Consider the following 20967-nt stretch of genomic DNA (forward strand, 5'->3'; position numbering starts at 1 on the left):
GAGATGGAAAAAGAAAAGGAGATTCGCCGATTATGAATTACAAAAATATTACAGTCGCGGGAAGCGGCGTGCTTGGGAGCCAGATTGCTTTCCAAACGGCTTACAAAGGATTCGAGGTGGCTGTCTATGATATTAACGAAGAAGCCATCGGCAAATCGAAGGAACGCATGATGAAACTGAAAGAGAATTACAAGAATGATTTGAAAGCGACAGATGCGGAAGTGGATGCTGCTTACGGCCGGCTGACATTCCATACAGACCTTTCCGGGGCTGTAAACCAGGCGGATCTCGTGATTGAAGCAATTCCTGAAGTTGTCGACATCAAAGTGGATTTTTATCAGAAATTGGGAGGAGTGGCACCGGAGAAAACTGTTTTCGTAACGAATTCTTCGACTTTACTGCCAAGCCAGTTTGCTGATGCGACCGGCCGTCCGGAAAAATTCCTTGCCTTGCATTTTGCTAATACGATCTGGATTAACAACACCGCGGAAGTGATGAAGCATCCGGGGACGGACATGAAAATCTTCGATGAAATCATTGATTTTGCAAAAGCGATCGGCATGGTTGCCCTGCCATTGCATAAAGAGCAACCGGGCTATATCCTGAATTCCCTGCTCGTGCCTTTCCTTGAGGCTGCGGAATTATTGCTCGTCAAAGAAGTGGCGGATGTTCAGACGGTTGATAAGACGTGGATGATTGCCACAGGCGCACCACTTGGACCGTTCGCGATTCTGGATGTTGTCGGCATCCGCACGGCGCACAACATCGTGCAGGCAAAAGCAGCTGCGACAGGCAAAGAAGATTTCGTCAAGCTGGCGGAAATGCTGCAGGCAGAATACCTCGACAAAGGCAAAATCGGCCGTGAATCCGGCGAAGGATTCTATAAATACCCGAACCCGGCATTTGCCGATCCCGACTTCCTGAAAAATTAATCACAGAGTAAAATACGAGGCAATCCGGCCAGTCAGAAAAAGGCAGCGAAGAGATAATCTTCGCTGCCTTTTTCTGGTTAAGGGAGATTCCGTGAAAAATTCACGCTGCTCTGTCCCTTCGCTCCGTTTACTGCTTCCGGCGGATTTTTTCCAGTGCGTTTTCATGGATAATCAAGTCGGAAGTGCGCAATTGCTCCGAAGCCTCTTCAATTTTCCCACTGCAGTTGTCGAAAGAGACTACAGCGGATGTTTGTGTTGAATAGCAGGTGCCATTGCCCAGCGGTTCCGTGAGGTCGGGTTTGTAGTAAAAGCCGTTATAGCGGAACGAGCCGTCACGGAATGCAGTAACGTTCTCCTGTTCATCAAGCAGCGAGTCGCCAAGCATATAAGGCGGTTCGATGCCGAGCATATCGAGGACAGTTGGTGCGATATCAATCTGGCCTCCGATATTTTCATTGGTTTTTCCGGAAGTGGAACCCGGTTCCTTGATGAACAGCGGGACACCGTGATCCAGTTCAAACAGCTCGACAACACTTTCTGCGCTGGCATCTTCGGCCATTGCTGTTCCTCTCTGCGTCAGTCCGCTGTCATGATCTCCGTAAAAAATGACAAGCGAATCGTTCCATAACCCTTTCTGTTTCAAATCTTTGATCATCTCACCGACTGCCTCGTCGACATAATGGACCGTATGGTAATAGCCTCTCACCAATTCATCATCATAATTGCTGAGGTCCAATTTTTTCAGTTCTTCAGGAAATTCGTAAGGCGTATGGCTGGTCAAAGCTACCATGAAGGCGAAAAATGGACTTTCGAGAGCGGCAGCGTAACCAACAGATTCGGTCAGAAACTGCTTATCGTTTAAAGCCATGCCGATTTGGCCGTCTTCAGGGAAATCCCGTTTGCTGTAGAATCTGTCGAACCCGATATCTTCATAGATTTCATCGCGGTTCCAGAAGCTTCGTTCGAACGCGTGCATGGCTGCGGTGTTGTAGCCGTAACGCCGCAGATGGGCCGGCAGTCCATCGAAGTTATTGCCAGCGTATTGGGTATAGACCGAACCCGATTTGATCGGATGCAGGGAAGTGAGGGTAAGAAATTCGGCATCGGAAGTTCTGCCTTCATGTGTTTGGTGATAAAAATTCGGGAAGTAAATTGTTTCATCCTTCAACTTATTCAGATTCGGAGTCAATGCCACCCCATTGATTTCCTGCCCGATCACTGAAGACTGGAAGGATTCCAATTGGACGATGATCACATTCGGGAGTTCTTCTGGCATCGATGTTGCGTCGATATCGGGCACTGTATCAGGCAGCAATTCCGACTGGTCAGCTGACTGGTTATTGCTATCGGCTAGACTGGCTGCGCCTTTCAGAAGGTCTGCTCCGTGATAGCCCCAAAATCCGAGTTGATAATATTCCCGCATATTGGAAATCGGATTATCAACAAGCCATTGCTCTTTCTGGAAATAGCTCCAGACGAGCGGGGTCGAAAAAACGATCAAGCCAGTTGCAAATGCGGAACCCGCAATTTTCAGTCCTTTTTTTCGGGGAAGGGTGCCGGTGTTATTCCGGAAATAAAAGAACGCGCTGGAGAAGAGAAGAAGGTCGGCAAAGAATACGAGGTCTTTCCAGGCAACAAGCGTCAGAAATCCGCCGCCGACGCTGTTCATCTGTGGCACATCTGCAATCAGCATGACGCTGAGAAGGTCTTCGAAGTAGCGGTAATACCAGAGATCCGAAACGAGCAGGATGCTGTGCAGGAACAACAGGGATAACAGCACCCAGCGCCTTGTCCTCGCTTTCAATAGTAATGTCCAGCTCGACAGCACCAACACGGTGGCGAAATTTAATATGAAAAAGCCGAACGAAAAGTCAGTATCCGTATAGACGCTGAAAAGAAAAAGTTTAAAAAGTGAAAGAGCCAGGTAAACGGCATAATCCAGAAATATCATTCGTGGTGCACCTCCAGTGGTACAGTTGCCAAAAACAACTCTTTCTTTCACAGTACCTCTTTTTCTGCAGCAGAAAACATGGAAGAAATTGTTGCATGATGCGGGAGGAAGCAAATAGAACCGGAATCAATCGGACTTGAAAATTGTTTTATGACGGAATTCTCTGTAAAATTAGGAGTGTAAACACGAAAGGCAGAGATTTTTGATGACAGCTTTGGATTGGATATTTACAGCAATTGCTGTGAGTTGGGTATTTGAATTTGTTTTGTTCCGCAACCGGGGAACCGGCGAGGGAGATCCCGTAGAAAAGCGTTCGTTCCTGTTGATTCTCGCAGCTCTTGCGGGCACGATCGCGACAGCTTACATCGTCGGGGAGATGAAAGCTTTTGAACAGCTTACCCCGTGGCTGAAAGCATTTGGCATCATATTTTTTGCGGGAGGTGTATTTCTCAGATATTGGGGAATCCTCCATTTGAAAGCGCAATTTACCCGCCACGTGACGGTGAGGAAAGGTGACGGCATTGTCAGTTCGGGACCTTACCGTAAATTGCGTCATCCTTTGTACACCGGATTACTATTGATCGCCATCGGCATGGCACTGTTTTTCCAGAGCATCATTGTTGCCGTTTTCGGCGGTGCATTGGTCGGATGGGCCCTTGCCAGAAGAATGGATGGCGAAGAAGCCATGCTGCTCAGGGAATTTGGAGAAGAATATCGGGAATGGATGAAGCGGCGCGCAAGGCTCATTCCATTCATTTATTAAATGAAAGTGAGTGGTGTTTGTGAAACTTCTTTACGGAATCAGCGGCTTTTATAATTCCGATGAACCAAAGCCGCCGGAAGTGGATGTCAGAAAATATGAAGAAATGTGTTATGAACTTGCCGAGAAACTCGGAGGGGAAGTGTTGGAATTTACGGATTCACTGTATCCTGCCAATTTCAACAAAGCCTATTTCAGGTTTCCCGGAAAAAATGTTTGTCTCGTCATGAACAAACATTATCCGGTACTTGCCTTTGCAAAAACAGTGGAAGCAATGAAAATTGAGTTCATCGACTTTCCAGAGGGGTCGGCCGAAATACCGGGAGAATATACTGTGCTGACTCGCGATGTTCTCGAAGCCGATGTGCCGGATAATTTAACCGAACTGCTGGGACATGGGTTAAACAAAGGGGAAATGGAACAGATAAGATATTGGAAGCCGGAAACGGTCGGCCAGGTTATCTTCAATTTTTGGAATTAATGCCTTTGTGCCGCTCGATCTCACCGACCGGCAATGGATGATATTATATCGGATGCCCCCCAACCCCATAAAATTTGAAAACGCCACTCCGGTTCTGCACCGGAGTGGCGTTTCACTTTGAATGGCTTATCAAGCACTGCAATTTCATTACACAATTTCTCTTCCGCTTTTGCCGAGTGCGTAGTAAACACCATGCTGAAGGCTTTGCAGGCACTCGAATTTTCGTAAATTGCTTTTCGACTGGGTGATTACCATTGCCAATTCGGGCGACACACCCACCAGGATGGTCTCGATGCCGAGCAGGCGGGCCGCGGCACCCAACTTGTCAATGAGCATGGCGGTGTGTTCGGAAATGTGCTTATGCAAACCAGTGAGGTCAAGCAGCAGGTATTGGGCCTGATGTTTTGGCAATTCACTCAATGTATTAAAGATCAGATCTTCCGAACGGTCCTCGTCATAGCTGCCGATCATCGGTACGACTACAATTTTTTCCAATACCGGGATAATCGGGGAAGAAAGTTCTTTCACCAGACTCTGCAGCATTTTAGTCTTGTCGTCGACCATGCGTTCGAGCTCTTTGATTTGCATGGCTTCCTGTTTACGGGACATCTCATGGATATTGGATTGCACTGTCACCTCTGATGGATAATACTCAACAATGCTGTAGGGATTTTCGTCATTCTGATATTGAATCGTGGTGTACCAGAAATTCATGCCAAACAAACCGGTTAATACACCGGCATAGTGGGAGGGAACAAAAATTCCTTCCAGTCCTTTTTGTTTTTGCTGGTTCATTTTATACTCCCAGTCATCCTGTATATGGAGTGTAAAATGTTTGGCCTCTTCATCCATTTTAACGATCTTCACTTTGCCCCATCCAGCTGGCGCATATGTATTGGACATCCATTGCACGACGTTGGAAGTATTGATATTCTTTCTGTCCAGAAAACCTTCCCCGACGATGACTCCCTGCCGGAAACCGGTTGTTTCCAAAACCAGTTTGGTTGCTTCAGTTCCTGAAATTTCCCTGATGGAGTCGAAAAATGTTTCCATAGCGGAAATCCAGAAAAGGACAACGTCTCCGTCTTCGAATAATACTTCACCGGTTTCCAAGTCCCATTTCAATTCCACGTCGCCGACTGTAATCTGCTTTTTCATAATGGCTGTGCCTCCGATTTTAATGTTGATTCAAATTTACACTGCAGAGATTTCAATGAATGTACGAGTAATTTTATTGATACTACATCCTATTCCCTAATGGTCTGGAAATATGCATGCTGTATATTAAAAATTGACTGCTTATACTTGCCGGATTTTTTGAAGGGACTCCACTCTGCAGCGTCGAATATAGAAGGGACGGAATGTGTTGGGATGGAACGGAAACAGGAATGCAAAGGAGGGCGGAAGCATTTTGGCAAGCATTGAACAAAAAGAGGAGGCAACAGGGGATGGATATCGGAATCCAGAAAATCACGCCGAATTTTTGGTTCAATACGAATGCGGAAGACGCTGTAAACTTTTACGTTTCCATTTTCAAGGATGCGAGCATCGGGAGGACGATACGTTATTCAGGTGAGGGCAAAGAAATCCACGGCATGGAGAAAGGTACTGTAATGACAATTGAATTTCAGCTGGAAGGCCAGCGGTATCTTGCGCTGAATGGAGGCGACGAATTCGAATTCAACGAATCAATTTCGTTTATCGTCAATTGCGATTCACAGGAAGAGGTGGATTATTACTGGGACAAATTGACCGAAGGCGGCGATGAATCAGCGCAGGTATGCGGTTGGCTGAAAGACAAATTCGGTGTGTCCTGGCAAGTGGTGCCGAGGGAACTGGACGATATGATGGTGGGTGGCGACCGGGAAAGAGTCAACCGCATTATGAGGTCCTTACTGCAGATGAAGAAGCTGGATCTCAACGAATTACGGAAGGCATATGTCGGGGAATAGGCGACAGGTCATACAGCAGAAAAGCGGCGCATTCCCATAAGGAATGTGCCGCTTTTCTCTTGCTTAATCGTTCAGTTCTCTTTTTCGACCAGGTGGCTGAGGTAGCCATATCCTTCTTCTTCCATCTCATTGGCCGGGATGAACAGGAGGGCTGCGCTGTTCATGCAATAGCGGAGGCCGCCTCTGTCTTTTGGACCGTCATCAAAGACGTGGCCCAAATGGCTATCGCCGGAACGGCTGCGGATTTCGGTGCGCTTGAAAAAGCCGCTTCTGTCTTCGTGTTCGGTTACGACGGCAGGGTCGATGGGTTTTGTAAAGCTCGGCCAGCCGGTCTCCGAATCATATTGGTCGGCGGAGGAAAAGAGGGGTTCACCCGTCGTGATGTCCACATAGATGCCGGGTTCATAATTATCCCAGTATTCATTGGAGTAAGCAGTTTCAGTCGCGTCTTCCTGCGTCACACTGTATTGGATTTCTGTCAATTTTTCTTTCAACTCTTCATCACTGGGCTTCGGATAGGCCGCAGGGTCAATAAGCGATGGAATTTCCTGATCCTCGAGTGAGTCAAATTCGATGTGACAGTAGCCGTCAGGATTTTTCTCGAGATAATCCTGATGATATTCTTCAGCCAGATAATAATGTTCCAAAGGCTCTATTTCTGTCACGATCGGTTTATCGTAACGCTCAGCTTCGGCTTCTACTACGGCATCGATGACAGCACGTTCTTCCGGATCTTCATAAAAGACGGCTGTGCGGTACATCGTTCCTTTGTCATTACCCTGCTGATTCAACAAAGTCGGATCAATGATCAGGAAGAACTGCGAAACGAGGCTTTCCAGATCGATGCGCTCCGGGTCGTATTGGACGTGTACCGTTTCGGCGTGTCCGGTGTTTTTGTACAGGACGTCCTTGTAAGTCGGATTGTCGGTTGTGCCGTTCGCATAACCGGAAGTTACATCATAGACGCCATAGACACGCGCCATATAGGCTTCAACTCCCCAGAAACAACCTCCTGCAAACCAGATGTCCTCCAGCTGATCAGTATCGAATTCCAAATCCTCGTTCGGATTATCCGGGAAAGGGGAAGAGCTTTCTCCCGTATCAGCCGTGCCGTTGGTGGTGGAACCGGAAGATTCGGTGGTATCCGCATTTTCCGATGCACCGGGCAGTGAACAGGCAGCTAACAGCAGCAGCAACAGAAGCATTATGGATAATTTGAATTTCATGTGGAATCGACCGCCTTCCGTTATTGGATGTTGTCAAATGTCTCATAAATCTGTTCATTGCTCATGTGGCCGGTCTGGCTTTTCACCAGGACCCCGTCAGTGCCGATAAAAACGGATGTCGGGTAACCGATGATGCCGTAGTCATTGAAGGCGGGGCCGCCTTCATCCAATAGAACCCGGATGTTCGAAGTGTGGTCGACGCCATCAAACCATTTGGCGAAAGCATCACTATTTTTCTCCGCATTCGATCCAGGGGATACGATGGTCAAGACCTTGAAGTCCGGATCTTCACCGGCGAGCGTGTTCAATTCGTTCATGCCGGAGAGGCATATCGAACACCACGACGCCCAGAATTTGATGTATACTTTTTCACCTGCGTATTGGGACAGCTGATGCGTTTCGCCAGTGAGATCTACAAGCGTAAACTCAGGAGCGGGCTTGCCGTCGTTCAACTGCTCGGAGGTTGAAGCGGTCTGGCTGCCGGAACAGGCTGTCAGCAGGAATAGAAGAGCCATGAGAATTGAAAGGGGGACGTATCGCTTCATATGAAATCATCCTTTTTGTTTTGCTGATGAAAGCGTTTTAAATTATTGGGGAAATAAAAGCAAATGGACCTTACTGCCTATACTCACATCATATAGCGAAAGGGAGGAGAATGATAATGAATTGTCTCAGTGTAAGAGTAAATGAGCAAATAGGAGCGAATTATTCGACAGAGGGAGAGGGACAACATAGAAAAAAGGCGCATTCCCACTGGAAGCACCTTTTCTTCATCCAATTATCATTTTGTGCAGGTCTTCATGATACAGCCGGCACCGCTCAATCACACTTGGCACCGTCAGCCCGGCTTCATCCATTTCCTGCAGTTCTTCAAAACTGACAAGCTTTGCATCGCAGACCTCACCGGGCTGCAGCTTCATCGCGGCAGGATCAATCAGTTCTTGCGCTTTCCAGATATAGCTGTCGCGAAAGTAATGGGCGTATTTTATTTCACCGATTTTCTTCAATTGTTCCGGCGCAGCGAGCAGGCCGGTTTCTTCCTCCAGCTCACGTACGGCACCTTCCAAACTCGATTCACCGGCGGTAATCGATCCGCCGGTAATTTCCCAAAGCAAGGGATAGGTTTTTACCGGATCGCGCTGTGTCAACAAAATTCTGCCATCCGCATTGACCGTGAATATTTCCACGACAATATGATATTCGCCCTTGTTCAGTTCAATGCCGCGGTTATGTGTTTTGCCAAGCATATTCCTGTTTTCGTCCACCAGATCCCAAAGTTCCATATATTTCACTCCCATTGGAAAAGTATATAAAATGGGAAGCTAAATGGAAAGCATAAAAATAAAAACCGGGGCAGTAAAAACAAGCGGAGCCAGAGTGAAAATCATGCCGAAGACGTTAAAGCGCTTTGTAAAAAGCAGGGATGCCCCCAAAAGCCAGATCGCCAGAAAAAATGTTTCATTCCATACAAACTTGTCGAAAGCGCCCTGTTCCAGAATCGGAATGGCGGTCAGAAATGCCAGAGAACCGGTCCATAAGAGGTGAAAAACACGATAAATTGCATAAATCATTCCATTCCCCCGTCCTTTGTTGTATAGAACGCAGCGGGGGACATTAGGTTCCAGTCCTGCCACTCTTTTTACAGAATTAATTGCAGGAGTACCGCGATGAGAATGAGCCCGAACAGAAACGCCGGAAAACTGCTGTTTTTCTCATCCGGCAATTCATCATTCATGATATTAAGTACCACACCGCCCGTAAGGAAAGCTGAGAAAAATGCGATGACGAGATCGCTGGTCGGTGCCGATTGGTAAATCAGCCAGCCGATGAAAACAGAAGCGGCTAAAATCCAGCGTCCTGCTCTTGTGTATAAATCCTCGTGGGTAAGGTGAAGAATGCGGTTATTGGCAATGAAGTGAAACGAGAAAACGATGAAATAAATCACATAGTCAATGATCAGCTCTCCGCTCAATTCCACCAGGAGGTAGCCGATCAGCATGTTATACATCGCGAAAGCCGAAATCTCGAGAATAAATATATATTTACTGGGACGAGTCATGTTCTTTTTCCGTTTATTGTGCTCCTGGGATTTCTCACTCAATTGATTGATGCCATAAAAAAACGCAATACCTATCAGAGTGGCGAGATAGGTCACATACTCAAGGTTTTCCATCCATCCGGGCAGCTGCGCCTGTTCGGCAACTTCCTGATAATGGGTCAGCTCGGGGACCAGATGCAGGAAGACATATGCGATAGAACCACCGGATACCAGTGACATGAGCTGGTTTTTCGGCTCCCGGCTGAGGAATTTTATGTAGTTTGTATAAATATGGACAATTGCAAAACCGATGATAACGGCGAGGCTGAACCAGAACATGGATGAATTCCTCCTTCCTTTAACTATAGAGTGGCTTTTCTTCCATACCCTTTTTTTGCAACAATCACCAACAATCCGTGTGAAAAAAAGTAGAGTGTTTATTGAATAAATTGGATATACTATTTGAGAACGCTGAACGCTTGTAAGTATATAGTATAGGGGATAGGAAAATGGGGTACGTCGAAGGTTTAAGAGAAGTAGTGGGGCACCGCCCACTGATACTGGTCGGTGCGGTGGCGGTCATCGTTGATGAACAGGGCCGGCTGCTGCTCGAAGAGAGAAGGTTTCCGGCAGGGGCCTGGGGATTGGCGGGTGGCCTTATGGAACTCGGGGAGTCGACTGAGGATGTCGCAAAGAGAGAAGTATTTGAAGAAACCGGACTGGTGGTTAACGCTTTGAAGCTCATCAATGTCTACTCAGGAGCGAATCATTTTGTCAAAGCTGAAAATGGGGATGAATACTTTGTGGTGACGACCGCGTATTTCGCTGAAACGTATGAAGGTGAATTGACGGTGGATGAGCTGGAATCGATCAGTTTCAGATTCTTCTACCCGCATGAATTGCCGGAGCGGATTGTCAAAAGCCATCGGCGTATCATAGATGAATATATGGAGAAATTTTATCCGAATCGCCTTTTGCAGGTGACTTGAAATTCTGGAGAGGCAGTTGAGTAAAATGTTGCGATTTTTGGGCAAGTACAGTCATTGGCTCCTATTGGCGCTGGTAAGCGCAAGTCTTTTGGTCAGCTTTTTCAGCGGCAATTACGACAGTCCCTCTCTGATTTTTGGCATTATCGGGGTAGGGGGAATCGGCTATTTGGTCTATCGGATCGAAGTTGATAAGAAGAGGAAGAACTAACTTAACAGCCGGCTCCCCAAGGGGAGCCGGTTTTTATAATGTTGAAATTTGGGAGGTTATTAAAAAAGAGGCGAAAGTGAAGAATTTTGGAGAATTGTGCGTCCAAGTATGGTTAGGCTTTTTTCAGAAGGGAAAAGGAATTTAACGAACGACAAGGAGGAAGGTTCTGGATGGCTGTATTCGCAAATGACGCATTGGCACATAAACATATCCTGATTACAGGGGCAACAGGAGGCATCGGCTTTGAGACGGCAAAAGTGGTGGCGGCCATGGGCGCGAAATTGACAATCACCGGCCGCAATGAAGAGAAATTGAACGGTTTGGCTGATGAACTGTCAAAAATAACGGCAGAAGAAAATATATTCGTAAAACAGGCAGATCTGACAAAAAACGAAGAAAGGCTGCAACTGATCGCTCATGCGGAACAGGCACATGGTTTTATAAACGGGCTCGTCAATTCTGCCGGTGTGGCGGGCGGCGGTACTGTGGAAGAGTTGGACGAGGAATTTATTGAAAGGCTGATGAATCTGAATTATAAATGCACGTTTCTGCTGACCCAGGAGATTTACCGGAAGATGATGGCAAGGAAAGAAGGCGATATTGTAAACTTGGCGAGCTTATCGGGACTGCGGGGGACCCATGGCAATACGGCATATGCCGCCAGTAAATTTGCGTTGGTCGGCTGGACACAATCGATGGCGCTCGAGGCTATTGAATACGGCATTCGGGTCAACGCGGTATGTCCGGGATATGTGGATACGGAAATGGCGCGCAACAGCATCCGAAGAAAAGCGGAGCGGAAAAACATCCCATTTGAACAGGGAATGGAGGAAGCTGTTGCGAGCATTCCATCCGGCCGCATTTCGACGCCGGAAGAAGTGGCGAACACGATTGCATTTCTTCTGACGGATGCGGCAGGAAATATCGTCGGTGAATCTGTGAAAATTTCCGGAGGCAGTGTGATGTAGGAGATAGGGAAAGAGAAATATGCTGCCGGCTGATTACCGTAAAGGGATGACTCCATTATTTCATGCCGCCAATGCAAAGAACCACCGTTTCCTTCAACAGGAAACGGTGGTTCTTTGCATTTTTTCATCTGCCTTTGCCAAACAGAACCCAGGGCGACGGCAGAGCAAAGGGGTGGTGTTCCGGCAAGGAGGCAACTTGCCCCTTCGTCAAATCCATCCATATTTGGGTGTCCATCTTGAGTTCGGCAGCCAGTTCCTGCCGGGCTAAAGATATTGTTTCCCACAGACCGGGCTGCTCCATAACATCGTCGTAAGGATAAACGGCATGCAGGTAATGGTATTTCTTCATATCTTTTTTTGTGATGAGGACCCGGTCGCCTGCAGGATTTTCAAAGAAATTCCACCGGGCGACCTGGCTGTCTGCAAACATCCCCTCGGCAGCGGGAAAAGGGTAATAGCACTCGTACGGAAAAACGGCAGCGGATTCCACGAAAAGCTGCTGGAGCCATTGTTTTTTTTGACGGAGATTGTCCTGGCGCTGCCAGGGTGCTCCGCCACTTTCCATGGAAGAAATCTCCTTGGCAGTTGCCCCGTAGCTTACGTGGCGTTCGGCAAGGCCGATTTTCTTCAGTACCCGCTGAGCGGACAGATTTTCTTCCTGTGTGTTTGCGCCGACCCATTGGATATCGGGAAGCTTAAACGCTTCCTCCAGCACTTTCGACATGAGGGTAGTGGACAAATCATTGCCCCGGAACCGGAGGTCACTGCGCATGCGACCCAGCATGGCGTAATGTTTGGCGAACACTGTCATGCCCCCGATGCTTACTAACCGACCATTTGTGAAAAGGCCGAAAAGCTTATTGTTGCCCGAAGAAATCCGGTCGAAAACCCGAATGACGTAGTCGTCTTCAATGCCGGTTTCCATGGCTTTCAGGCTGGGCAGATCTTCTTTCGTCAAAACACGGATCAGCTTTTCCATAGAATTACACTCCTTGTTGCGCACTCTTTCCTTCCATTATAAACACGAACTGATTAAAGCGCATTCGGAAAGGAAGCTAATGGAGTCTTTTTGGATTGAATAATTACTTCGACCTACGAATTGTATATTTAGACAGTCTAAGTAATTAGTGCTATCACACACTTTAGTCATGCAAATTTTTGGAAAAAATAAAAAAAACATTACTAAAGAATTGAATATTCAAAATATATTTACAATTAAATTTTGGTTTGCTATGCTAATTTCAATCTTACGACAAAACAACAGGGAGGCCGGGAGTTCATGTTTGTCATCATGCATTAAAATTCAACGGAAATGGAGAGGGTTTTATTGAAAAAGAATTGGGCGAGCACTTTGGGAGTTCTTGGTTTGTGCACAGCACTGGCTTTGCCAGCCTATGCTGGTGAAAATGAGGCGAAAACGGACACCCATCATCATGAATATTCAATTTCAGGCTTCATCGATTACGGAGAGCTGACAAAATCATTGCTGCAGCTTGAGGCGAAAAGCAAGGGAAGCGTGCAGGTCGACGTGGTTGGGCAATCGTTCAACGGGCTGGATATTTATACCGCACGAGTCGGGACCGGGGACAAGGTATTGCTGATCCAAAGCGAAATCCATGGCAATGAAAAAACAGGCACAGTCGCAATCCTCAATTTGTTGAAGAGCCTGTCCAATAATTCCAAGGAGACGAAAGAACTGCTGGAAGAAGTGACCATTGTTTTCATGCCGATGATGAACCCGGATGCATCGGAAGCGGACAAGCGCCGCAACAGCATGACGTGGAGTGATGTTGTGGATAATTATCCGCAATTGTCAGGAGCTTCGCCTTCGTGGAATTATTTCGACCGCGGCGTCAGCCAAAGCTATGATTATGCGGCCAATCCAGGATTCGATGTAAACCGTGACTTCAATCCTGATTTGGATTATGTGCCGGAAGCCGAGGATTTCCCGGGTGCTTCAAATCAGCCAGGCTGGTTCATCACACCTGAAGCACAAACTTCCCGCGATGTTTATAAATCACTGCAGGAGGAATTCGGCAATGTGGATGTCTTTGTCGATCTGCATCACCAGGGAATGTATTATGTCGACGGCACTGCGGATCCGGTGACGTTGTCATTGTCTGCCCAGTTTGTGCCTGACCCAAGTTCTGCAGCAGGTGCTGAATACGCGGAGTACGCCGACACGTATGATTACGATTTTTCCCGCCAATTGAACTTGCTGGCTTACAACGAGTTGCAGTCCTATGGCGAATCGAAATTCACAAACGTTTCCCTCTATTCCCAGGGATTGAATCTTCCGGGAACTGCGCTTGGCTCTTATGCCTTGAACGGCAGCGGAACGGTGTTGTTTGAAGTAAGAGGCCAAACGCAAATGATGGGCCAAAAAGAAAAAGGGCAATTGTCCAAATCTGTTGAACGCGGGCTCTCCGCAATCATTGAAGGTGTTGCTGACGGTTCGGTAACGGAATTGGATCCGGAAGATTACGAAGATATCCCATTGACTGCTTACCGTCCGACAAATTAATAAGTAATTGAAAACTGCCGGATATGCATCCGGCAGTTTTCAGCTTGTTGAGAAAGAAACATTAAAATCGATATTCCGCAAAACAGCTTCGCTTGCCTGAAACCCGTGCTCCTGCATCGCTGCGCTAGCTTCGTCGCAAAGCGCCGGCCGGAAGATCTTCGGCCACGCTTGGCTCGCGCTGAGCTAACTCGGTCTCGTTTCACTTCGTCCGAGTGGATCTCAGCACTTCGTCGGCATTCGCCTGCTCCCCTGGGCGTCTTCGCTGTTTTGCTCCATATCTCAGATCACTTTCTATAAAGGAATACACTTTATGTGTGTTGCAAGCTAGAAAGTGGATACTTCCATTCTGCACAAAACAGAATGAAGCGTCCGCCTAGAGCGAAATGATTGGAGAAGTTGTCGGTTTCTCGACAGCCTGAAAACTGCCGGACATGCATCCGGCAGTTTTTTTGAGGTTGTTTTCTGGACCATGCGCGCCCCGCCCAGGGTATAGAGTAAAAAATAAGAAAGTTGCGGGGAGCGATTTGGTGGTTAAAGAAAATACAAAAATCGCAATTGCCTTGCTGTTGTTGCTCAGCGGTTTGGGTGTTGCCGGTTTGTTCATCGTTTTATTTGCAGAGTTTGCAGAAGTTGTGATGGAGCAGGAATTCGGGATATTCGACAATACCATCATCACTTTACTATTGGCCAATCAAAGCGGGGTCATGGATTTCATCATGATATTCATAACGGAATTGGGCTCGGTCTGGTTCCTGGGCACATTATCCATCGTCGTAATTCTGGCATTATGGTTTAAAGCCAAAGACAAATGGAGTGTGCTGTTCTTCATCACAGCAGTCGGTGGAGGCGGACTTTTAACCACACTGCTCAAGCGTTTCTACAGCAGGGAACGTCCATCGATCAATGAGGCGATAGACGCGGTAGGCTTCAGTTTTCCCAGTGGCCATTCAATGGGATCGCTGATTTTCTATGGCTTCATCATGTTCTTGATCATCAGGGGACCGCAGAAGGAATGGGTTAAATGGACCGTGTCCCTCAGTCTGGCAGTCCTGGTGGTTTTGATCGGCATCAGCTGCATTTACCTTGGTGCCCATTATCCGAGCGATGTAGTGGCAGGATATATTGCCGGTACCATTTGGCTGCTGCTCTGCCTGACGGCGCTCGAATGGATAAATTGGCAGACGGGGAGCGACATACGTCCAGTCAAAGGATTGCGAAACATTCTCCGTTCCATTTTAAGGGGGGCAAAGGGGAAAATCAGCAATGTGGATAAATAAGAAGAATTAGAAGCGGACTCCATCCCCAAAACCTCCAGGGAACCGTTCTTGCTCAGAGCTGATATTTTATAAATCGGGTAGATCAAGTTAATTCTGCAAAAATTCGGGAATATACCCAATGCGGAATTCCCCAGATCATCTTAATCAGAACGGAGGCATTTTTATGGATATAGACAAGTACCGGGTCAAACCCGACGTGCAAATTGATTTAAAAGATTTCAATACATCTGAAAATCATAGAGGTGAAGAAGAAGCACTTGAAGATAAATTGATTCCCGAAGCGGTTCAAAAATTAAAGGAACTGCACCTGAAACTGAATGCCGAAGAAGAGAAAGGAATTCTGGTTGTGCTGCAGGCGATGGATGCGGCGGGCAAGGATGAAGCAATTACTTATATTTTTTCGAACCTGAATGCTCAGGGCCTGAAAATCCTGACACTGGGCAAACCTTCCGAGTATGAATTGAGCCACGACTATCTTTGGCGCATTCATGACGGGTTGCCGGCAAGAGGGGAAGTCGGCATCCTGAACCGCTCTCATTATGAAGAAGTCATCGCTCCACGTGTCCACAGTCTGTTGGGAGACGAACCCTTGCCGGACGACCTTATCGATGAAAAAATCTGGGATACCCGCTTTCGCCAAATAAACGATTACGAACGCTATTTGAGTGAAAACGGATTTCCGGTAGTGAAGTTCTTCTTCAACGTATCAAAAGAAGAACAGCGCAAGCGGTTGCTCAAGAGAATGAAGAACCCCGAGAAAAACTGGGAATTTTCATTCAACGATGTCGAAGAACGTGAGCATTGGGATGACTATCAGGAAATATTCGAAGACATGCTTAACAACACCTCGACTGACCATGCACCGTGGTATGTATTGCCGGCTGATAATGAACAGTATTCACGGTATATCATCGCCTCGGTCATGAATGAACTGCTGACTGATCTTGATCCCCAATTTCCCCCGGTCAGCGACGAGAACCGGAAGAAACTTGATGAATATATCAAGAAGCTGGAAGAAGAGGGAGCGCAATGAAGCAGTTCAGAATTGGGGAATAATCGGGAATTCAGGGTTTATAAAAGGCTGCCGGGAATTTTTTCCTCCGGCAGCCTTTTTCCTTCTATTCTTTTTTGGCAGTGTATTTTTTGATGGCGGGAAGAATTTCATTTCCTATCAATTCTACATTCTTCATCAGTCGATCGAATGGGACACCGCCAAAATCCATCTGGCCGATGGAGCGTTGATGGCCGAACAATTCATGCTGGTAGAGGATTTTTTCGATGACCTGCTGCGGGCTCCCGATATTCATGACGCTCTGGCTATCTCCTCCGTGCATAAATTGATATTCAGGGAATCCTCGTCCGTTCGTCACTTTCATCCCTTCATTGATATAGGGGTAATATTCCTCCAAGGCCTGTTGGCTCGTTTCGGCGACATGGAAAAAACCGGCTGTAGCTACAGGGAGGGAAGCTGAATCGAAGCCGTTTTCCTCCGCAGCCCCACGGTAGGCATCGATGGTGTTTTTAAAGCTCATGGCGGGACCGCCGAGTGTGGCGAGAAACATCGGCACTCCGGCATTGCCGGCTTTGATGGCACTTGGAGGCGATCCGCCGACGGCACGCCAGATCGGCATTATGCCCCCGTGAGGGCGGGGAATCACTTCAGCGTCACGCAGCGGGGAACGGAACCGGCCATCCCAATTGACGGATTTTTCCCGGCTGATTTTCAGCAATAAATCGAATTTCTCTTCATATAACTCCTCGTAATGCCGGATGTCATAGCCCAGTAATTCGAACAGGCCGACGCGGGAAGCCCGTCCGGCAACAAGCTCAGCGCGCCCGTTTGAAATCAGGTCGATGGTTGCAAAATCTTCGAACACGCGGACGGGATCTGAGGTCGAGATGATGGTCGAAGAACTGGCAATTTTTATCCTTTCGGTTGCCTGCGCAATCGCTGCCAGCACGACACTGTGCGCCTGGGTGGTGAAATACTCCTGATGGCTTTCTCCGACGCTGAAAAAGTCGAGGCCGGCCTGATCGGCAAGCTTCGCCAACTCAATAATTTCCTGAAGGCGCTGGCCAGCAGGAATCCGCTCTTTGGTATGTGGGTTCGGAATGTGGTCGCCCAGTGTATAGAGTCCGAACTCCAGTCCTTTATCTTGATCCATGCGATATTTTTCCAAATAAAACACCCTTTCTGAAATCCATTATGCTATAACTTTTCCAAAGATGCTGAATCGATGCTCGGTGATAAAAACTCGAACACAAAATGCCATCCCGCCTGAAAGGGGGAATGGCATTGGAAATTATTATGTCTGACCTAGAAAAACAGCAGGTTCAATATTATCGTCAAGATGATTGACAGGACGATGGAGATAATCAGACTACCGACACACGACACGCGCATAACAATCACACCTTCCTGGATGATAATGTCCATTACCCGTTTCAGGTGGAAGGCAAAACAAACCATTAATGGCGCAGGAGATAATCATTTTCAAATAAGTACTCACCGCTGATATCGATGAATAGAAAACTGTCGGCTGACAAGGGGTAGCTGAAAGTTCGAACAATATCGCCGGTCTCAATGTCTGAATAAGTGTCGGACAGAATTCCGCGCGGCCATTTTTTCATGCGCATGATATTTTCCAGGAAGTAAGGCCGGAATGCCCAATGCGCCCCTTTTTGCCCTGTTTCGATTTCCCAGCCATTTTCCCGTTTCCGATAATTGGATGAAACCTGCTGTCCGTTTGCGTTGCAGATATATATCCGAAAGCTTTCATGGGAAAAAGGCACAGCCAAAAATTTCATGAAATCATCCGCATGTTCAGCTCCTGTCCATTTGAAAGCGAGTTTTTTCACAATCTCTTCACAGTTGGCAGAGAAAGTGAGCCGTTTGGCGATCAACAGTTTTTCCTGGTCAATAAATCCCTGGATACTGTCGCCTATGTCCACTTGAAGTGAATCATTGGAAAGAAGGTTGAAAGCGGGCTCCGCCAAATAGTATCCCTGGTAATAATGTCCACCATGTTTCCAGGCGAAATGAAGCTGATGTCCATCTTCGATATGTTCATAGGATAATTTTGCGCCGATGCGGCGTGCCAGCAGGGACAGGGAGTAGACAATATCCTGGAACACATCGGGTCTGTTTGTACGGATAACGGCGGTATCGATTTTAAGGATGTCCGGCTTTAACTGCCGGATCCGGTCTATGTTTGAACTTTTGGCTCCGACATGGTCGACAGCAATCTGGATTCCGTATGTTTTGTAATACATCAAAAGGTGGTTTAATGCCTCAAAGTCCTTTTCAAATGCATGCTCTGTAATTTCCAATACAATCCGTTCCAACGAGAACCCTTTTTCTTCATATTCTTTCAGGACACTGAGAAAGTCACCGCCTCCATTGACCAGCAATTGCCTGGCATCACGGTACAGGAAGAGGATGCAGCCATTGCCGTGATCAAGCATTTCCTCCATTGCCAATTTCAGCAGGTGGGTATCGACTTCTATTTTAAAGTCATCGGGAACATCGGGATTTTGGAAAAATTCGCCGAGACTCTGCCACTCATTCTGATACTTGAACCTTCCTCGCACTTCGTAGCCGACGATCGTATGTTTTACAGCACTGACAATCGGCTGAAAAACGGGTTTAACATTGTGCAGGTTTTCGAGAACAAGCAAGGGATCCACATCATTCGCCTCCTTTGGTTTGAAAATATTCTTGGATAAATGAGTTCAATTGGAAAATTTCGCTTTGCATACCGCTTCGGCAATGTTTTGTAGTTTCATCAATGTATTTCCTGTTCCGTTTGAGTATCGGCAAATCCCTCAATATTCCGACTATAAGCCTTTAGGAGCGGGGACTTGAAGCTGGGTAACGGCATGGCATGCAATGCTTAGAAAAGGTTGCACAATCCGAACAAAAAAGCTTGCAAATGCTACCGGCTATCCCCTATAATTTGAAACATTGTGCCACGAGCGGGGCAAGAGAACCATTCACTTTCAAAAAAGGCTGAATGCATCTGCATGGCTTTTTTTTCTTGGCTTATGATCGACAATGAGAAAAATAAAGGAACGAGGAATCATTATGGATAAAATTTATAGCGGACTGATCATTTTTGCAGGATCAGTGTTACTCGGATTTTCATTTAATATGTTTTTATTGCCGCATGAAATTCTGTCAGGAGGAATTACTGGGGTTGCGATGATTTTCAGCTTGATGACACCCATCAATGCGGGGATCTGGCTGCTCATCCTGAACATACCGATCCTGATTCTGGGATGGATGAAGCTCGGCAAGATGTTCATCGCCAACAGCATCTATTCAGTGGCGGTCACATCAATTTCCATGGTGTACATTCCGGTCATGAAAGTGACAGAAGACGCGCTGTTGTCTTCCGTATTCGGCGGAGTCCTGGTCGGAATCGGAGTAGGGTTCATCATCCGGTTCTACGGGTCCACCGGCGGTTTCGATGTCGTTGGTCTTCTGATGACCATGAAACGCGATATTCCACTCGGCTTTATGGTGTTTTCACTGAACAGCCTTGTCGTCTTTGTGTCAGGGTTTATCTTTTCCTGGGAACTGGCGATGTACACGATGGCATCGATCTACATCACCGGACTGGTGGTTGACCGGATCCATACACGCCATATCAAGCTAAGCCTGATGGTCGTGACCAGCAAAGGCGACGAAGTGAAAACAAAACTGCTGGAGAGCCTTTACCGCGGCATTACCGTTACGGATGGGGAAGGCGCCTATTCCGGCAACAAAGTCAAAGTGCTCTATACTGTCATTTCACGATACGAGCTGGCATTAGTGCGTCCGCTCATCAAATCGATTGACCCCAATGCATTTGTCAGCATCAATGAGACAATGGAAGTTATGGGCAATTTCCGAAGAGACAATAATTTCAAGAAATCCCCGGCATGACCGGACAAAGCCGTTTCCTCTTTTAGGGGAAACGGCTTTTTAATACCATAACGGAAAGCTGGAAAAGCCAAGTCGAGTGACTTGGCTCCTTATGGCATGACCTTCTCCACCTTGCAGCGGATAACGGTTTTCAGTTTGGAAGGAGCTGTTTTTCGAAAATCATTCAAATAGATTTCCCGATGCTTCTTGCTGCTGCGCTGCAAGTCATTTTCTTCGAGAAAGCGGTCGATTTTTTCAAACGAAGCCGGTTCATCATCATAAGGGCCTTCGTGCAAAATCTGTACAGCCAATCCCTCTTCAAATTCTTCGAACACCACTTCATTCAACAGTTCATCAGGTTTTTTTTGGCCAGCAATTTCATAAGCTTTCAATATAGTCCCGTTATCCGCAAAATCCGGCTGCCGGATCATTAACGTGTAGAGAAATTCATTTTTATCAAGTGTGGGAAGCTCCTTTCCTTTTTCGGTAAGGCACCATACCGCTTCAAGCGGATACACAGTGTATTCATAATAGCCAGGGGGGATAAAACCTGTTTTCGGCATCATGCGAACGGCATAAGCAAGTGAATAGAGAACTTCTATCCGTCTGGCGAAATCTTCGCTGTTCGGATCGCCTTTCCCTTGAATTGCAAAAAATCGCTGCTTCGGGACCTGGATCAACACCGGGGATGAAGGGGGCAGATACAATTCTCTTTCAACTTTACGCCATTCATGCTTCATAAAATCCTCCTGTCT

22 protein-coding genes are annotated in these 20967 nt (G+C 47.0%); 11 read left to right on the forward strand and 11 right to left on the reverse strand.

The window, feature by feature from the left end:
- Positions 1–32 precede the first annotated feature (32 nt).
- Positions 33–932 (forward strand): 3-hydroxyacyl-CoA dehydrogenase, encoded by a 900-nt coding sequence (locus DIJ65_RS12895; protein ID WP_117302860.1) that lies wholly within the window; start codon positions 33–35, stop codon positions 930–932.
- Positions 933–1059: 127 nt separating this feature from the next.
- On the opposite strand, the gene DIJ65_RS12900 is transcribed toward DIJ65_RS12895, so the two are convergent.
- Complete coding sequence (locus DIJ65_RS12900) at positions 1060–2883, reverse strand: LTA synthase family protein (protein WP_117302858.1); 1824 nt, start codon at positions 2881–2883, stop codon at positions 1060–1062.
- 205 nt (positions 2884–3088) lie between these two features.
- Here DIJ65_RS12900 and DIJ65_RS12905 point away from each other — a divergent pair, with 205 nt between their 5' ends.
- Together DIJ65_RS12905 and DIJ65_RS12910 are read left to right on the forward strand one after the other, a co-directional pair.
- Positions 3089–3646: a methyltransferase family protein gene (locus DIJ65_RS12905; protein ID WP_117302857.1), complete on the forward strand. Its 558-nt coding sequence runs from the start codon at positions 3089–3091 to the stop codon at positions 3644–3646.
- A gap of 19 nt (positions 3647–3665) precedes the next feature.
- Positions 3666–4124, forward strand: coding sequence for a hypothetical protein (locus DIJ65_RS12910; protein ID WP_142836499.1), 459 nt, complete (start codon positions 3666–3668; stop codon positions 4122–4124).
- Between the two features lie 147 nt (positions 4125–4271).
- Here DIJ65_RS12910 and DIJ65_RS12915 read toward each other — a convergent pair whose 3' ends face one another.
- Positions 4272–5282 carry an STAS domain-containing protein gene (locus DIJ65_RS12915; RefSeq protein WP_117302853.1) on the reverse strand — a complete coding sequence of 337 codons (1011 nt, stop codon included), beginning with the start codon at positions 5280–5282 and terminating at the stop codon, positions 4272–4274.
- A gap of 290 nt (positions 5283–5572) precedes the next feature.
- On the opposite strand from DIJ65_RS12915, the gene DIJ65_RS12920 reads away from it, so the two are divergent.
- On the forward strand, positions 5573–6076 hold the full coding sequence (locus DIJ65_RS12920) for a VOC family protein (protein ID WP_117302851.1): 504 nt from the start codon (positions 5573–5575) through the stop codon (positions 6074–6076).
- Between the two features lie 71 nt (positions 6077–6147).
- Here the strand turns inward: DIJ65_RS12920 and msrB are convergent, their stop codons facing one another.
- The 5 genes from msrB to DIJ65_RS12945 all read right to left on the reverse strand — a co-directional run bounded on the left by msrB (position 6148) and on the right by DIJ65_RS12945 (position 9679).
- A complete protein-coding gene (gene msrB / locus DIJ65_RS12925; RefSeq protein WP_117302849.1) occupies positions 6148–7302 on the reverse strand; it encodes a peptide-methionine (R)-S-oxide reductase MsrB in 1155 nt (384 codons plus the stop codon).
- 20 nt (positions 7303–7322) lie between these two features.
- Positions 7323–7847: a TlpA family protein disulfide reductase gene (locus tag DIJ65_RS12930; RefSeq protein WP_117302848.1), complete on the reverse strand. Its 525-nt coding sequence runs from the start codon at positions 7845–7847 to the stop codon at positions 7323–7325.
- A gap of 225 nt (positions 7848–8072) precedes the next feature.
- Positions 8073–8585 (reverse strand): NUDIX hydrolase, encoded by a 513-nt coding sequence (locus DIJ65_RS12935; protein WP_117302846.1) that lies wholly within the window; start codon positions 8583–8585, stop codon positions 8073–8075.
- A 39-nt stretch (positions 8586–8624) separates the two neighbouring features.
- On the reverse strand, positions 8625–8873 hold the full coding sequence (locus DIJ65_RS12940) for a hypothetical protein (protein WP_117302844.1): 249 nt from the start codon (positions 8871–8873) through the stop codon (positions 8625–8627).
- Between the two features lie 68 nt (positions 8874–8941).
- Complete coding sequence (locus DIJ65_RS12945; RefSeq protein ID WP_117302842.1) at positions 8942–9679, reverse strand: hypothetical protein; 738 nt, start codon at positions 9677–9679, stop codon at positions 8942–8944.
- Between the two features lie 170 nt (positions 9680–9849).
- Between DIJ65_RS12945 and DIJ65_RS12950 the strand changes: the two genes are divergently transcribed.
- The 3 genes from DIJ65_RS12950 to DIJ65_RS12960 all read left to right on the forward strand — a co-directional run bounded on the left by DIJ65_RS12950 (position 9850) and on the right by DIJ65_RS12960 (position 11505).
- Positions 9850–10329, forward strand: a complete 480-nt coding sequence (locus DIJ65_RS12950; protein WP_117302840.1) for an NUDIX hydrolase — start codon at positions 9850–9852, stop codon at positions 10327–10329.
- A 25-nt stretch (positions 10330–10354) separates the two neighbouring features.
- Complete coding sequence (locus DIJ65_RS12955; RefSeq protein WP_185959554.1) at positions 10355–10537, forward strand: hypothetical protein; 183 nt, start codon at positions 10355–10357, stop codon at positions 10535–10537.
- Positions 10538–10707: 170 nt separating this feature from the next.
- A complete protein-coding gene (locus DIJ65_RS12960; protein WP_117302839.1) occupies positions 10708–11505 on the forward strand; it encodes an SDR family NAD(P)-dependent oxidoreductase in 798 nt (265 codons plus the stop codon).
- A 124-nt stretch (positions 11506–11629) separates the two neighbouring features.
- On the opposite strand, the gene DIJ65_RS12965 is transcribed toward DIJ65_RS12960, so the two are convergent.
- A complete protein-coding gene (locus tag DIJ65_RS12965; protein ID WP_117302838.1) occupies positions 11630–12484 on the reverse strand; it encodes a GNAT family N-acetyltransferase in 855 nt (284 codons plus the stop codon).
- Between the two features lie 348 nt (positions 12485–12832).
- On the opposite strand from DIJ65_RS12965, the gene DIJ65_RS12970 reads away from it, so the two are divergent.
- The 3 genes from DIJ65_RS12970 to DIJ65_RS12980 all read left to right on the forward strand — a co-directional run bounded on the left by DIJ65_RS12970 (position 12833) and on the right by DIJ65_RS12980 (position 16339).
- Positions 12833–14029, forward strand: coding sequence for a M14 family zinc carboxypeptidase (locus DIJ65_RS12970; protein WP_230321413.1), 1197 nt, complete (start codon positions 12833–12835; stop codon positions 14027–14029).
- Positions 14030–14556: 527 nt separating this feature from the next.
- A complete protein-coding gene (locus DIJ65_RS12975; RefSeq protein ID WP_230321412.1) occupies positions 14557–15306 on the forward strand; it encodes a phosphatase PAP2 family protein in 750 nt (249 codons plus the stop codon).
- Positions 15307–15469: 163 nt separating this feature from the next.
- A complete protein-coding gene (locus DIJ65_RS12980) occupies positions 15470–16339 on the forward strand; it encodes a PPK2 family polyphosphate kinase (protein WP_117302835.1) in 870 nt (289 codons plus the stop codon).
- An 85-nt stretch (positions 16340–16424) separates the two neighbouring features.
- On the opposite strand, the gene DIJ65_RS12985 is transcribed toward DIJ65_RS12980, so the two are convergent.
- Entirely contained in the window at positions 16425–17486 is a 1062-nt protein-coding gene (locus tag DIJ65_RS12985) for an LLM class flavin-dependent oxidoreductase (protein ID WP_117302834.1), read from the reverse strand.
- Between the two features lie 289 nt (positions 17487–17775).
- Positions 17776–18993 carry an EAL domain-containing protein gene (locus DIJ65_RS12990; RefSeq protein ID WP_117302832.1) on the reverse strand — a complete coding sequence of 406 codons (1218 nt, stop codon included), beginning with the start codon at positions 18991–18993 and terminating at the stop codon, positions 17776–17778.
- A gap of 397 nt (positions 18994–19390) precedes the next feature.
- Here DIJ65_RS12990 and DIJ65_RS12995 point away from each other — a divergent pair, with 397 nt between their 5' ends.
- Positions 19391–20233 (forward strand): YitT family protein, encoded by an 843-nt coding sequence (locus DIJ65_RS12995; RefSeq protein WP_117302830.1) that lies wholly within the window; start codon positions 19391–19393, stop codon positions 20231–20233.
- Positions 20234–20322: 89 nt separating this feature from the next.
- Here the strand turns inward: DIJ65_RS12995 and DIJ65_RS13000 are convergent, their stop codons facing one another.
- Positions 20323–20952, reverse strand: coding sequence for a GyrI-like domain-containing protein (locus DIJ65_RS13000; protein ID WP_117302828.1), 630 nt, complete (start codon positions 20950–20952; stop codon positions 20323–20325).
- Positions 20953–20967: the final 15 nt, after the last annotated feature.

It is taken from the genome of Planococcus salinarum (assembly GCF_007004625.1).
Classification (GTDB): domain Bacteria; phylum Bacillota; class Bacilli; order Bacillales_A; family Planococcaceae; genus Planococcus; species Planococcus salinarum.